This window comes from Micromonospora sp. WMMD737 (assembly GCF_049179055.1).
Lineage (GTDB): Bacteria > Actinomycetota > Actinomycetes > Mycobacteriales > Micromonosporaceae > Micromonospora > Micromonospora reichwaldensis.
The window spans coordinates 1,942,517-1,957,604 of record NZ_JBMHMH010000001.1 but is presented as its reverse complement, the minus strand read 5'-3'; the positions used below and the strand labels follow the sequence as shown (position 1 = coordinate 1,957,604).

At 76.1% G+C, this 15,088-nt stretch carries 4 protein-coding genes (1 of these 4 only partly in view); all 4 read right to left on the bottom strand.

Annotated elements, in window-relative coordinates:
• Window positions 1-2: 2 nt before the first annotated feature.
• Tightly spaced (each overlapping or abutting the next), the 4 genes in view from ACN27A_RS07545 to ACN27A_RS07530 form a layout consistent with a single transcriptional unit that may run on beyond the window.
• Window positions 3-671, bottom strand: coding sequence for a hypothetical protein (locus ACN27A_RS07545; protein ID WP_421450705.1), 669 nt, complete (start codon window positions 669-671; stop codon window positions 3-5).
• A complete protein-coding gene (locus ACN27A_RS07540; RefSeq protein ID WP_421450703.1) occupies window positions 661-1,722 on the bottom strand; it encodes a GSCFA domain-containing protein in 1,062 nt (353 codons plus the stop codon). The genes ACN27A_RS07545 and ACN27A_RS07540 overlap by 11 nt, the downstream gene beginning before the upstream one ends.
• Window positions 1,719-11,210, bottom strand: a complete 9,492-nt coding sequence (locus tag ACN27A_RS07535; protein WP_421450701.1) for an amino acid adenylation domain-containing protein — start codon at window positions 11,208-11,210, stop codon at window positions 1,719-1,721. The genes ACN27A_RS07540 and ACN27A_RS07535 overlap by 4 nt, the downstream gene beginning before the upstream one ends.
• Window positions 11,210-15,088: the 3' portion of an amino acid adenylation domain-containing protein gene (locus tag ACN27A_RS07530; protein ID WP_421450699.1), read on the bottom strand. Its footprint extends 180 nt past the window's final position; only the last 3,879 of its 4,059 coding nucleotides appear in the window; its start codon lies beyond the right edge, outside the window — the gene reads right to left on this strand; its stop codon occupies window positions 11,210-11,212. The genes ACN27A_RS07535 and ACN27A_RS07530 overlap by 1 nt, the downstream gene beginning before the upstream one ends.

Here is a 15,088-nt window from a genome sequence, read left to right as displayed (position 1 = left end):
TGTCACAGCCCCCGCGCCAGCAGGTCGGCCACGATCAGCCGGCCGAAGGCGAGGTTGCCGTGGATCGGGTCGTCCGGCTCGCAGAACGCGGCCCGCTGCCGGCCCGCGCCGTCGGTGACCCGCGCCCGCAGGTCCACGATCTCCACGCCGAGCGCGACGAGCGCGCGGCGGACCGTCTCCTGGGCCGCCATGAACACCAGCGGGTCGGACATCCCCGGCACCCGCTGCGGCGGCAGCACCGCGAGGACGCGCAGCCCGAGGTCGAGGGCGTGGCGGTAGAAGGCCAACGCGTCGCGGGCCATGGCGCGCACGATGTCGTCGAAGAGCCCGCCGGCGAGGAAGCCCGCCGGGAAGGCGCCGTCGCCCGCCCGGTAGATCCGCCAGTTCTCGGTGGTGGCGAAGAAGTGGGCGCTGAGCCCGAACGTCGAGACCAGCGGGACGGCGAGCTGCCCGACGTCGGCCACGCCCAGCTCGGCCAGGAAGCCGCGGTGGCGCTCCTGCACGGCGGCGTCCCGGAACACCAGGCCCTCTTCGCGTACGTCGAAGAAGCCGACGTTGAAGTCGCGCCCCGAGCCGACCGGCCCGCCGACGAAGGGCAGCCCGGCCGCCGTGGCCGCGCGGGCGATCGGCCCGGCGTGCGAGTCGCCCAGCAGCAAGAACCTAGCCGGCACGGTAGTGGTCGAGGACGGCGTCGTCACAGTAGAGGTCACCTCCGTCGGCGGCGTCGGCGCGGCGGTCCGGAGCCGTGGGATTTGTCGGCCGGCCCCCGCCGCGGGTGCGTTCGAGGGCGTCGAAGAAGTGGCGCATGACGAAGGCGACCCCCGCCGGCGTCACGGCGCGCAGGTTCGGCGCGAAGAAGACCCCCCGGAACGGGAAACCGGTGATCAGCTCGTACGAGGGGAAGTAGTCGACGTGGTCGTGTTCCTGGGCCAGCTGGCCCGCCGCGGCCCGCAGCACCGACTTGGAGTACCCGGTGGCGGTCAACGCGTGCGCCCCGGTCGCCGTCGCGGTGAGCGGCACCGGCGACACGGTCAGCAGGACGGTCAGCCGGGGGTTGGCGGCGCGCAGCAGCGCGACGACGGCGCAGAGGTCCCGGTGCACCTCGGCCACGGTGAAGTTGTGGAAGACGTGCCGCCCGGCGTCGAAGGTGCCCCGGACGGTGCCGGGGCAGACCGGGTGGACGGTGCCGGTCGGCACGTCCCGCCAGGCCTCGGTCAGGCCGAGGGTGAAGATGAGACAGCCCGCCTCGGCGACCGCCCCCCGCATCGCCGCCAGGGTGGATCGGCGGGCGGCCAGGGTCGCCTCCGCCGAGTCGTACCCGTCGGGTTCGACCGACGGGCGGTACGGGTCGAAGAACCGGTCGCCCTCGCGCCAGACCTCGTCGGGCCCGGGGTCGTCCGTCAGCGCCCAGGTCAGCCACTGTCGCAGGGTGGCGGCGGTGTAGATGGCGCCGGTGCGGAAGGAGAACGCGCCGTAGTGGCGGGCCTGGCGCTCGGCCTCGGTCAGCCCCGGCGGGGGCAGCTCGACCTCATGCCAGTTCATCCCCTCGTCGCGCAGGGCGGGACCGAGGTGGCGGGCGAAGCAGGATCCGGCGGTGAGGACGGGGTCGTCGGGGTCGAGGCCGAACTTCGGCGTCCACACCTCGCCGATGTCGCGCATCTCCGGCTCGGCCACGGCGGTGCGCCAGAACGACCGCGACGGCAACGACTGGTACGGGTTCATCGCGCTGCCCTCGGGTCGGTTGTCGACGTCGCCTCGTTGATGGCCCCGGCCACCGCGTCCACGTGCGGCGCCCCGACGATGCCGTAGTGGGTGGTGTCGACGAGGTGCCAGGCGAGCCCGGTCAGGTGCCCCCGCCACGTGCGGGCCTGCTCCTGCGGCGCGCCGAGCGCCGGCAGCCCGGCCGTCGGGCGGCCCGCGAGCCAGAGCCGCGCGGGCGTCCCGGCCAGCCGGGGCAGGGTGTGCTGGGCCATGCTCGCCAGGTTGGCCCGGCAGCAGCGCGCCAGCGCGTCCGCGTACGCCGTCGCGGCGGTGTTTCCGCCGGTCGCCGCCCCCAGCTCGTGGGCGAAGAGCGCGGCGAGCCGTTCCTCGTCGTACGCCTCGAGGGTCGGCGCGGCGTCCGGCGGCGGCGGGTCGAGCAGGTACAGCTCGTCCGCCGGCTGGCCGGCCGCCTCGGCCTCCGCCGCCATCCCGAGCGCCACCCAGGCGCCGAAGGACCAGCCGGCGAGCCGCCAGCGCCACTCGTCGCGGGGGAAGCGGTCCCGTAGCGCGGCGTGGTAGCGCGCGGCCCGCTCGGCGAGGGACCAGGCCGGCTGCCCGGGGCGTGTCAGCGCGGGATCGGCGATGACGCAGACCGTGAGCTGCGGGTCGAGCGCCGACACCAGCGGCCGGTACGCCTGGACGTCGCCGCCGACGGGATGGACCAGGCAGAGCACCGTACGCCCCCGGCCCGCCTGCCAGACCTCCACCGCCACGGCGGGATCGGCGGGGTCGACGGCGCGGACCGGCTCGCCGAGGAGCCCCAGCACCTCGGCCAGGCTCACCCGGTGGCTGAGCTGGGACAGGCCGAGGCTGACGCCGAAGTGCTCCTTGACCCGGTCGATCAGGTCCAGCAGCAGCAGCGAGTCGGCCCCCAGGTCGTAGAGGGACGCGGTCGGGTCGAGCCGGTCGGCGCCCAGCCAGTCGCAGAGCCACTCGCCGACCTGCTCGGCGGCGGACCGGGGCAGTACGGCGGGTGTCGCGTCCGCCGCGCCGGCGGGCGGCGCGTAGAACTCCCGCGCCCGGTCCAGCGCGGTGGTGCAGACGAGCAGCTGCGGCAGCCGCAGCCGCAGGGCCTGCGCGAAGAGCCGGCGCCCCTCGTTCACGGAGAGGCCGACCGCCAGGTGTGCCCGGTGCCGGGCGTCGGTGGGCAGGGCGTCCCGGGCCAGGCCCACCTCGCTCCAGACGTCCCAGCCCACGGAGATCCGCAGCGTGGCGTCGGCCCCGTCCGTCCGGTGCCGGGCGAAGCCGTCGAGCAGCCCGTTGGTGGCGGCGTAGTCGAGCTGGCCGACGCCGCCGAGCTGCGCCGACATCGACGAGCAGTAGACGACGAACGACGGCCGGTGGCGCGCGACCAGCCGCTCCACGAGCAGCGCGCCGTACGCCCTGCCGGCCGTGGCCCGCCGCATCGCGGCCGCGTCCCGCCGGCCGATCAGCCCGCCGGCCGCGGTCCCCGCGGCGTGGACCACCCCGTCGACCCGTCCGGTCCGGGCGTCGAGCCGGGCCAGCAGTTCGTCGGGTCCGGTCTCGGCCAGGTCGCCCTCGACGAGGTCGACGCGATCGGCCCACCGCGCCAGCCCGGCCGGCAGCGACCCGCGCCGCGCCAGCAGGACCACCCGGCAGTCGCCCTGCTCCAGCAGCCAGGCGGCGATGCTCCGCCCGATGCCGCCGGTGCCGCCCAGGATCACGTACACGGCGGGTCCGGCCGGCAGCGCGCGCGTGGCGGGCACGGCCGGCAGCGGACGCGGGGCCGGCGCGGCCGGCGGGCGGACCGGCAGCAGCGCCTGCTCCCACCAGTAGCCCCCGCGCAGCGCGAGTCGGCGGGGTGGTGGCGCCTCCTCCGCCAGCAGCGCCGCGAGCGCCGGCGCCCAGTCGGCCGGATCTGGGCCGGGCAGGTCCACCCAGTGGCTCGCGACGTCGCCCTCCTGGGGTGCGACCTCGCAGACCCCGGCGAGCAGGCCCAGCTCGGGCCGGCGTACGTCGTCGTGCACGGGTTGCGCCTGCTGCGACAGCCACCAGGCCCGCAGCCGGGGCCGGCGGGGCAGCGCGGCGACGGCTGCCAGCAGCGCCGCCGGGGTGTCGACGCAGGCCCGGTACGAGTGGGCGAGTGCGTCCGCGCCGACCGGCCCGTCGACGGCCAGCGGCAGCGCGTGGAGCCAGTCGACACCGCCGTGCCCGGGCGCGGCCGGCGAGCCGGCGTCGGCGGTCAGCGCGTCGAACAGCCGGGCCAGCGACCCGGGATCGGCCGGGTCGGCCTGGTAGCTGTCCGGTCCGAGCCGGGCGAAGCCGTCCGCGGCGGTGACGGCCACCACCCGGGCGTGGGACGCCGCGAAGGCGCGGAGCGCGGCCGGCGGCGGTGGTTCCGCGGCCATGATCACGAGCGTCTCCGGGCGGCGGGCACCGGGGTCGGCCCCCGCGTGCCGCCAGCGCAGCCAGTGCGGCTGGTGCAACCACTCGGCCTCGGGCAGCCGCGCCGGCCACGGCTGATCGCCCGCCGCCACCCCGGCCGCCGCCACCCCGGCCGTCGCCACCCCGGCTGATGCCACCCCGGCGGGCGGTGCCGTCCCGGTCGGTGGTGTCGTGCTGGCGGGCGGTGTCGTGCTGGCGGGCGCCGTCGCACCGGTCGGCAGCGTCGCCCCGGCCGGCGGGGCGACGCGGGCGAACTCGTGGTCGACGAGATCGAACGCCGGCGGGGGGAAGTCCCAGGGCGGCTGTGCCGGCCCGGCCGGCCACCGGACCGGCCGACCGGCCAGCCAGGCGGCGACGAGGTCGGCCGCCGGCGGCGTACCGGCCGGGCCGGTGACCTCGACGGGTGCCGCCTCGACGGGGGTGACCTCGACGGCGGTCGCGGTGCGCAGCCAGGCCACGGCGGCGGCCGCGTCGGCGCAGACGGCCGCCGCCCGCCACCGGCCCGGCGTGCGGCCCGCCTGGAGGTGGCGCAGCACCCGGTGGTAGGCCTCGGGCCGGGCCGCCAGGTAGTCGGCGACGCGGTCGGCGTCGGCGCGCAGGCCGGCCGCGCTGCCGCTGGCGAGCAGCACCACCGGTACGCCGGGACCCGGCGGAGTCTCCGGGCCGGCGCCGACCTGCTCGACCGCCTCGCAGACCAGGTGGGCGTTGGTGCCGCCGATGCCGAAGCTGCTCACCGCCGCCACGCGTGGCCGGTCGACGGGCCAGGGCCGGGCCTTCGTGGGGATGTGGAACGGGGCCGGATCGGGGCCCAGCCGTGGATTGAGGCGACGGAAGTCGACGTTCGGCGGGATCAGCCCGTGGTGCACGGCCAGCACGGCGCGGACCAGGCCGACCACCCCGGCCGCCGCGCCGAGATGACCGATCTGGCTCTTCACCGAGGCCAGCGCGACGCGACCGGACCCGGCCAGGCCGAACGCCTGGCGCAGCGCCGCCACCTCCACCGGATCGCCCAGCTCCGTACCGGTGCCGTGCGCCTCCACGTAGCCCACGTCCCCGCTGGTACGCCCGCTGCGACGCAGCGCGGTACGGATCACCTCACGCTGGCCGGCGACCGACGGCGCGGCGAAGCCGATCTTCTCCGCGCCGTCGTTGTTGACGGCGGATCCGGTGATCACGGCGTACACGGTGTCGCCGTCGCGCCGGGCCAGCCGCAGGGGCTTGAGCACGACCACGCCCACCCCGCTGGCGCCGACGGTGCCGCCGGCGTCGTCGCTGAACGGCCGGCAGTGCCCGTCCGGGGAGAAGATGTGCTGCGGCTGGTAGCGGTAGCCGGCGCTCAGCAGCGGGTCCACCAGCACGCCGCCGACCAGCATGACGTCGCTGTCGCCCTGGCGCAGCAGCCCGGCCGCGACGTGGACCGCCACCAGCGAGCTGGCGCAGGCCGCCTGCACGGTGAAGGCCGGACCGGTCAGCCGCAGGTGGTAGGCGACCTTCGTGGCCAGGAAGTCCTTCTCGTGGTGCAGCGCCAACTGGAAGGAGTCCGGCAGCCGCGCCGGATCGGCTTCGCGCAGCATCGTCTGGAAGTACGTGTTCTCGCCGCAGCTGGCGAGCAGGCCGACCCGCTGCCCGCCGGGATCGGCGATGCCGGCGTGTGCCAACGCCTCGACGCAGCTCATCAGCAGGTGCCGCTGCTGCGGATCCATCAGCCGCGCCTCCTGCCGGCTGATGCCGAAGTGCCCCGGGTCGAAGCCGAGCACCCCGGCCAGCTGGCTGCGGGCGCCGACCAGGCCGTCGGCGGCGTCGAAGTGCTCGATGCCCCGGTCGCCGGCCTCCACCATCGCCCAGAAGGCGGCCAGGTCGGCCGCGCCGGGCAGCCGGACGGCCATCCCCACCACGGCGACCGGCTCGTCCGTCGGGCCGGCGACGGCCCCGTCCCGCCCGCCCACCGCCTCCGTGGCCCGCCGCTCGGTGAGGAACCGGGCGAGGCGACGGATGGTGAGATGCTCGAAGAGGTCGGGGATGCTCAGCGGCAGCCCTTCGGCGGCGCAGCGGAGGTGGAAGCGCATCAGGTCGAGGCTGCCCGCGCCCTGGTCGAAGAAGCGCCGGTCGGGTGCGATCGGCGTCCCGACGACCTCCTCGAAGAGCCCGGCCAGCCGGGACTCCAGGACCGACATGACCGGTGCCGGCGCGGCGGCGCCCGGCCGCAGCTCCTCGCCCGGTGCGGTCAACGCGCGCCGGCGGTCCAGCTTCCCGCTGGCGGTACGCGGCAGCTGCGGCAGCCGCCGGAACCGGTCCACCCGCACGTACCCGGGCAGGAGCCCCGCCAGGTGACCGGCCAGCTCCTCCGGGGACGGTGGATCCGCCCGCAGCTCCAGACAGGCGACCAGGTGCGGATCGTCGCGGACCACCACGGCGTTGACCACCGCCGGATGCGTCAGCAGGGCCGCCTCCACCTGGCCCAGCTCCAGCCGGTGCCCGCTCACCTTCACCTGCTGGTCGTCGCGGCCCAGGTAGTGCAGCAGACCGGCCCGGTCGAACCGGGCCCGGTCGCCGCTGCGGAAGAACCAGCCGTCACCGGGCAGCTCGACGAAACGGGCCCGGTCGAGCGCCGGATCGTCCAGGTAGCAGGGCGCCACCAGCTCCCCGCCGATCAGCAGCTGCCCGGGGCAGTCCGGCGGCACCACCTCGTCGGCGGAGTCCACCACCCGCAGCCACGTGTTGGCGACCGGGCGGCCGATGGCGGGGCGGGCCGGCCAGGTGGCCGGGTCGCCATCGAGGCAGAGGCTGCTGACCACGTGGGTCTCGGTCGGGCCGTAGTGGTTGAACAGGCGCGCACCGGGCAGGCCGGTGAACCAGCGGCGGATGCTGTCGGTGCAGATCAGCTGCTCGCCGGCGGTGACGACCTCCCGCAGCCGCGACGGGTACCGGCCGAGGCGGACCCCGTGCTCGGCCAGGAGTTGCAGGGCGACGTACGGCAGGAAGATCCGCTCGATGCCGGCGGCGTCGAGGTGCGCCAGCAGGGCGGGCATGTCCTGCCGGAGCCCGGGACGGGGCAGGTGCAGGGTGCCGCCGCCGCAGAGCGTGCCGAAGATCTCCTGGAAGGAGACGTCGAAGGAGAGCATGGAGAACTGCAGGGTCGCCGCCGCGCCCGCCAGGCCGCCGGCCTCGCCCTGCCAGTGCAGCAGGTTGACCAGCAGGGCGTCGCCGACCTGCACCCCCTTGGGCGTGCCGGTCGAACCCGAGGTGAAGAGCGTGTAGAGCGGGCGGCCGGCGTACGAGGGCGCGACGGGCGTGGCCGACCGGGACAGCACCACCGGGTGCCGGGGATGGGCGCCCTCGTCGATCACGTCGAGGGCGGGCTCGTCGCCGGGCGCGAGCAGCACGCAGAGCGGGTCGACCTGGCCCAGCACCTGACGCAGCAGCGCCGGCGGGTAGGCCCGGTCGAGCGGCACGACGGTCAGGTTGAGCCGGGCCGCCGCGAGCAGCGCCACCACGTGCTCCACCGACGGCGCGAAGAACAGGGCGACGCGGTGCCGGTCGCCGGCCGACACCGGATGGTCCCGCAGCAGTTCGGCGGCGAGCGCCGAGGCGTACGCGTCGAGGTCGGCGTAGCTGAGGCGACGGTCGCCGGCGACCAGCGCGGTCGCGGTCGGCTCCGCCCGCACCCGCCGGGCGAAGGCCTCCGCCACGGTGGGGAAGTCCGACGGGGTACGCGAACCCCGGCCGGGCTCGGGCAGGCTGCGGCGGTGGGGCCGCACCAGCTCGGCCAGCGTGCGCGGACCGGTGCCGGTCAACGCGTCGAGGCCGCGCACGAACAACTCGGCCGCCGCGGCCACGTCGGCGGCGTCGAAGTGCTCGTCGGCGTACTCCCAGAGACAGTCGAGGCCGGAGTCGTGCGCGACGACCGAGAGGGTGAGCGGGCACTTGGCCTCGGTCGGGGCCAGCCAGACCGGCCGGGAGGCGCAGCCGGGCAGCGCCAGCGTGGAGAAGTCGGTGTTGTCGAGGACGAAGAGGAAGTCGAACAGCGGCGCGTCGGCGCCGAAGTCGTGGTCGGCGACGGCGTGCGCGAGCGCCACGTCCTGCGCGTCGAGCACCGCGCGTACGGCGTCGGCCTGTCGGCGCAGCTGAGCCCGCAGCTCCTCGGCGGGGGCCAGCGCCAGGGGCAGCAGCACCGTGTTGGCGAACATGCCGACGCTGGCCTCGAAGTCGCGTACGGGCCGGTTCGCGACGGGGCTGGCGACGCGTGGACGGGTGCGGCCGGTCACCCCGTGCACGGCCCAGCCGAAGAGCGTCAGCAGCAGCGGGAAGCGGGTCAGTCCCAGCTCGGCGCCGAGCCGGTCGAGGGCGGCGCGGCGTTCCGGGCCGATCGTGGTGTGGAGCAGGTGGTCCCCGGTGCCGCCGTGCTCCCGGACCGGCCGCAGCGGCGCGGCGACCTCCGCCACGTCGGCGTAGTGGCCGCGCAGGGCGTCGCGTTGTGCCCGGTAGGCCGGCTGGGCGAACCACTCGGCCTGCCACCGGGCGTAGTCCAGCGGCGTCGGGGCGGGCGCGTCCTCGTCCTCGGTCGTGCCGGCCAGCGCCGCCGCGTACGCGGTCGACAGCCCGCGGAAGAGGACGTCGAGCGACCAGCCGTCGACCGCGATGTGGTGCAGGTGCAGCAGGAGCACCCCGCCGCCGTCGCGGGCCAGCCAGTACGCCCGCAGCATGCGCGGCTGCCCGAGGTCGAAGGGGACGGCGAAGAGGGCGCGGGCGCGCTCGCGCCACCCGGCCCGGTCGCCCTCGCCGGCCCCGTCGCCGTTGCCGGCCCCGTCGCCGGCCCCAGCCCGGCCGTCAGCCCTGGCCCCGTCGTCAGCCCTGGCCCTGGCCCAGTCGCCGTCGGCGCCGGGAGCGGGAGCGGGCTCGCGCCACGGGTCGTAGGGCTCGCCGACCTCCTGGCGCAGCCCCGGCGGCGTGGCCCGGAAGGCGGTCCGCAGCGCCGCGTGACGCGCCACCACCCGGCGCAGCGCGTGCCGCAGCGCGTCGACGTCGACCCGGCCGCGCAGCTCGAAGGCGAGCCCCACGTGGTAGGCGGTGGACGCCGGCGACCGTTGCTGCAACAGCCAGAGCCGCTGCTGCTCCGAGGTGGCCGGCGCGGACCGGGCCCCGGACGGGGGAGCCGGCACCGGGTACGGCGAGCCGGTCGCGGTGAGGGCCGCCGCGACCGCCGCGGCCAGCTCGGCGAGGTCGCCGCCCAGCACCACCGCCTGCGGCACCTCGGCGCCCCAGCGCCGCTGGATCTCGAAGCGCAGCCGTAGCGCCTTCAGCGAGTCCCCGCCGCTGGCGATCCACCTGTCGTCCGGTCGCAGGTCGGGCACGCCCAGCACCTCACCGGCCAGCCCGAGCACCGCCCGCTGCCACGCCGTGCCGGCCGCCTCGGCGGGACCGCCGTGCGGGTGCGGGTCGTGGCGTTCCTCGCGCCCGTCGGGTGGGTGCGGGGCGTCGCGTCCAGCACGGCAGGGCGGGTCCTCGCGCCCAGCACGCCCAGGTGGGTCGTCCCGCCCAGCACGCCAGGGCGGGGCGTCGCGCCGCAGCAGCGCGTCGGCGTCCACCTTGCCGTTCGGGGTCAGCGGCAGCGCCGCGACCCGGTGGACCCGGTGCGGGCGCAGGTACGGCGGCAGAGTGGCGGCCAGGTGCCTGTCGAACTCCGCGAACGAGAGATCGGGAGCCGTCACCAGGTACGCCAGCAGCTCGTTCGTGCCGTGCGCCGGGTCGCGCCGGGTGCACACGTACGCCTGCCGGACCCCCGGGTGGGCGAGCACCTGCCGCTCCACCTCGCCGGGCTCGACCCGGAAGCCCCGGACCTTGACCTGCCGGTCGACCCGGCCGACGTACTCGACGCGGCCGGCGGCGTCGGCGCGCACGAGGTCCCCGGTGCGGTAGTGGCGGCCGGCGGAGCCGTCCAGCCAGGGCAGCCGGACGAAACGCGCGGCGGTCTCCTCGGGCAGGTTGCGGTAGCCGGCCGCCAGCGCCGCGCCGCTCAGGTACAGCTCGGCGACCTCGCCCGGCGCGGCGACACGCTCGCCGTCGACCACCAGGTGCGCGTCGGTGCCCGGCAGCACCCGGCCGATCGGCACCACCTCGGCGTCGAAGTCGCGCGGGATCGGATGGCACAGGGCGAACGTGGTCGCCTCGGTGGGCCCGTAGACGTTGTGCAGCCGGGTGCGGCTGGCGGGGTTGTCGCGGTACCAGCGGCGGATCAGCCGGGCGTTGAGCTGCTCGCCGCCGACGAGCACCTGGCCGACGTCGGCGAAGCAGTGCGGCCGTTCGTCGACCACCGTGTTGAACAGCGCCACGGTGATGAAGAGCGTGTCGATCCGCTCCCGGCGCAGCGCGGCGTCGAGCAGGTGCGGCGTCGCCACCGTCTCGTCGTCGAGCACGACGCAGCAGCCGCCGGTCAGCAGCGGCACCCAGACCTCGAAGCTGATCGCGTCGAACGCCGGGTTGGCGAGGCTCGCGTAGCGGGCCGCCGGGGTCAGCGCGACGTAGCCGGGGCGGGCCAGCCGCAGGATGCCCGCGTCGCGCACCTGCACGCCCTTGGGGCGGCCTGTGGTGCCCGAGGTGTAGAAGACGAACGCGACCGGCGCGGGCGGCCCGTCCGACCCGGTCGCGGGGTCTCCCGCGAGCAGGGCCTCCGCTGGCAGCGGGCGGATCCCGTCGGGCAGGTCGCCGGGCGCGTCCGGGCCGTGGACCACCGCCACGGCGCCCGAGTCGCGCAGCATGTGGTCCCGCCGGGCGGGTGGGCTCTGCCGGTCCAGCGGCACCACGGTCGCGCCGAGCCGCAGGATGCCGAGCATGACGCAGACCAGCCGCCAGCCGCGCGGCAGGTGCACCGCGACGGCCTGACCCGGGCGGGTCCCGGCCCGGCGCAGGGACCGGGCTACGGCGGCGCTGGCGGCGTCCAGGTCGGCGTAGCTGAGGCGCCGGTCGCCGTCGGCCACCGCGACCGCGTCGGGGGTACGGCTGGCCTGGGCGAGCACGGCGTGCGCGAGACCGGGACCCTGGACCATCACGCCTCCCGTACGGCCGGCGTCGTCGGACGGGCGTCGGAGAGCCGGTCCATCTCGCCGCGCAGCAGGGCGGCGACCCGCAGCACCACGGCGCTCTCCAGGATGTCCCAGTGGTCGCAGTGCACCTGTTCCAGCAGGAAGTCGGCCTCGCCGCGCCGCCGCCAGAAGGCACGCACCTCGCGCAGGAAGGCCTCGTCGCGCCCGGCGGTGGCCTGCAACAGCACCAGCCGGGCCGGCGACGCGGGGGTCGGATAGTCGCGCATGGTGGACCGGTTGTGGTTGTAGACGCGGTGGTACTGGTCGATCTGCTCGTCGTCGATGCCCGGGTACATCCCGTTGAACTTGATGAGCTTGTCGCGGAACTCGGCCATGTCCACCGGCTCGATCGCGCCCCGGTGGGCCGGATCGTCGGTGCCCAGGGTGTCCAGCAGGACCACGCTCAGCCCGGGATGCCCGGCGAGGGCCAGCCGGCGTCCCATCTCGTACGCGACCAGCCCGCCGTAGGAGAGCCCCGTCAGCACCACCGGCCCGTCCAGCAGGTGCGCGACCTGCCCCAGGTACGCCTCGGCCATCGCCTCCACGGTGGGCAGGAACTCCTCGCCCGGGTTCACCCCCGGGGACTGGATCCCGTACACGCCGAGGGACTCCGGCAGCGCCTTGGCCAGCGACAGGTAGCAGAACGCGGTGCCGCCGGCCGGGTGCACGCAGATGACCCGGCCGGCGCCGTCGCCCGCCCGGAACTCGATCAGGTTGCTCGGCGGCCGGCCCGACGCGCCCCGCCGCAGCCGGCCGCCCAGCGCCTCGATCGTCGGGTGCAGCATGATCTCGTGGACCGGCAGCGGCTCGCCGAACGCCTCGCCGATCGCGTGGGCCAGCTTGATCGCCGAGATCGAGGTGCCGCCCACGTCGAAGAACCGGTCGCCGATGCCGATCTCCGGGTGCAGCAGCAGGCGCTTCCAGATCTGGTAGAGGGTCAGCTCGATCTGGTCGCGCGGGCTGGCCAGGTTGACCTGCCAGGGCGCGCCGGTACGGGCCAGCCGCAGCACCTCGTCGCGGTCGAGCTTGCCGTTGGCGGTCAGCGGCAGTTGCGGCAGCTCCACGAAGAGCGACGGGATCATGTAGCCGGGCAACCGCCGCGACAGCGCCTCGCGCCACTCGCTGACCAGCAACGGCGTCGCCCCGCCCCGGGCCACCCCGGCGACCAGCCTCGGCTCGCCGGCCGCGTCCGAGTCGACCAGCACCGCCGCCTCGCGTACGTCCGGCCGGTCCCGCAGCGCGGCCTCGATCTCGCCCAGCTCGATGCGGAAGCCCCGGATCTTGACCTGGTTGTCGCGGCGGCCGAGGTACTCGATGTTCCCGTCGGGCAGCAGCCGGGCCAGGTCGCCGGTGCGGTAGAGCCGTTCCCCGGGCACGAACGGGTCGGGAACGAACCGCTCGGCGGTCGCCCCCGGCCGGCCCAGGTAGCCGCGGGCCACCCCGGCGCCACCGATGTGGATCTCGCCGGTGACCCCGACGGGCACCGGCTCCCGCCGCTCGTCGAGCAGGTGGACGCGGGTGTTGGCGATCGGCCGGCCGATCGGGCACCGCCGGGCGGACGGCTGCGGGTCGAGGTAGGCGGTGCTGTAGACGGTGGTCTCCGTCGGCCCGTACCCGTTGAGGACCCGCAGCCCGGGCAGGGCCTCCTGCATCCGGTGCAGGCCCTGCTCCGGCAGCGGTTCGACCCCGACCAGCAGTTGACGCAGCGCCGACCCCGCCAGGCGGGTCGCCGGATCCTCGTCGATCCACCGGACGAAGGCCGGCGGCAGGTAGGCCTGCACGACGCGGTGCTCGCGCAGCCAGCCCATCAGCGCCGCCGGGTCGCCGCGCACCTTCTCTGGTACGAGGTGCAGGGCCCCGCCCGTGGTCAGCGGCAGGAAGATCTCCTGCACGGAGACGTCGAAGCCGACGCTCGACCAGAGCGCCGCCGCCTCCCCCTCGGCGGCGTCGAGCCGCGACACCCAGTGGTCGAGCAGGTTCACGACGCCGCCGTGGGCGACCGCGACGCCCTTCGGGCGGCCCGTCGAGCCCGACGTGTAGATCACGTACGCCAGGTTGGCGGGGTGCACGACGACGCCGGGCGGACCGTCGTGGCGCCCCTCGGCCTCGACGGCGGCCAGGTCGTCCTCGCCGAGCACCAGGGCCGGCGCCGCGTCGGCGACCATGCCGGCGAGCCGCTCCGGCGGCAGGGCCGGGTCCAGCGGCAGGTAGGCGGCCCCGGCCTTGAGCACGCCCAGGATGGCGACGATCAGCCCGGCCGAGCGGCGCGCGTGCAGGCCCACCACCTGGTCGCGGCGTACGCCCCGGGCGATCAGCGCGTGCGCCAGGCGGTTGGCCCGCCGCTCCAGCGTGGCGTAGTCCAGCCGCTCGTCGTCGTCGGCCACGGCGACGGAGGCGGGGTGCCGCCGCGACTGCGCCGCGATCCGCCGCACCACGTCCGCCGGGCCGGTGAGCGGTCGCGCGGTGCGGTTCCACTCGACCAGCAGGCGGTGCCGCTCGTCCGCACCGAGCAGCCGCAGCGCGCCGACCGGGGCCGACGCATCGGCCGCCACCTGGGCGAGCAGGCGGACGAAGTGCCCGGCCAGCCGGGCGATCGTCGCGGCGTCGAAGAGGTCGGTGTTGTACTCGAAGATGACGTGCAGCTCGTCGGCGTGCTCCATCACCTCGACCGACAGGTCGAACTTGGCCGCGCCGGTGCTGCTCGACAGGGGCCGCAGCTCCAGGCCGGGCAGCGCCAGCCGGCCGCGCGGGATGTTCTGGAGCACCAGCATCACCTGGAACAGCGGCGAGTAGCTGGTGTGCCGCTCCGGGTTGAGCGCGTCCACGAGCTGCTCGAACGGCAGATCGGGATGGGCGTACGCGTCGAGCAGGTGCCGGCGCACGTCGGCCAGCAGCGCCGCGAAGGACTGCTCCGGGTCCAGCCGGTTGCGGATCACCACCGTGTTCACGAAGTGGCCGATCAGGCCCTCCACGTCCCGGTGGTTGCGGTTGGCGAACGGGGTGCCGACGCAGACGTCGTCCTGCCCGCTGTAGCGCCACAGCAGCACCGACAGGGTGGCCATGAGCGTCATGAAGAGCGTGGCGTCGCCGGCCCGGCCCACCTCCCGTAGGCCCCGCAGCACCGCGGCGTCCACGGTCGTGCCGTGGGTCTCGCCCCGGTAGCGCTGCACCGCCGGGCGGGGCCGGTCGGTCGGCAGGGCCAGCAGCGCGGGCGCACCGGCCAGCGTCCGCGTCCAGTAGCCGAGCTGGCGCTCCAGCTCGCCGCCGCCGAGGTGCCGGCGCTGCCACAGCGTGTAGTCCGGGTACTGCACGGGCAGCTCTGCCAGCGCGGGAGCCGCGCCCCGCGCGTACGCCGCGTAGAGGGCGGTGACCTCGCCGATCAGGATGCCGACGGACCAGCCGTCGGCCACCATGTGGTGCACGGTGAGCAGCCAGCGGTGCTCGTCGGGAGCCAGCCGGAGCAGGCAGCTGCGCAGCAGGGGGCCGGCGGCCAGGTCGAACGGCGCCCGCGCCTCGGCCTCGGCGGCCTCGTCGGCCCGGCGGGAGCGCTCCGGGCGGGGGAGCGCGGTGAGGTCCGCGACCGGCAGGGCGACCGGCCCGGCCGGCCGCACCACCTGGCAGGGCTCCTCGTCGACGAGCGCGAAGACGGTACGCAGCGCCTCGTGCCGGCGCACCACCTCGGTCAGGGCGCAGGCCAGCGCCGGCACGTCCAGGGCGCCCACGACGTCGAACGCGACCGGGTTGTTGTAGAACGGGTTGCCGGGGGAGAGCTGGTCGAGGAACCAGAGCTGCCGTTGGGCGAAGGCGACCGGCACCGGCGCGTCCGGTCGCGGCCGGCGGGG

What these genes read in the sequence shown, in the direction of transcription:
- ACN27A_RS07535 (WP_421450701.1), bottom strand. Translation starts at nt 11,210, where the DNA reads ATGGTCCAGGGTCCCGGTCTCGCGCACGCCGTGCTCGCCCAGGCCAGC.
- ACN27A_RS07540 (WP_421450703.1), bottom strand. Translation starts at nt 1,722, where the DNA reads ATGAACCCGTACCAGTCGTTGCCGTCGCGGTCGTTCTGGCGCACCGCC.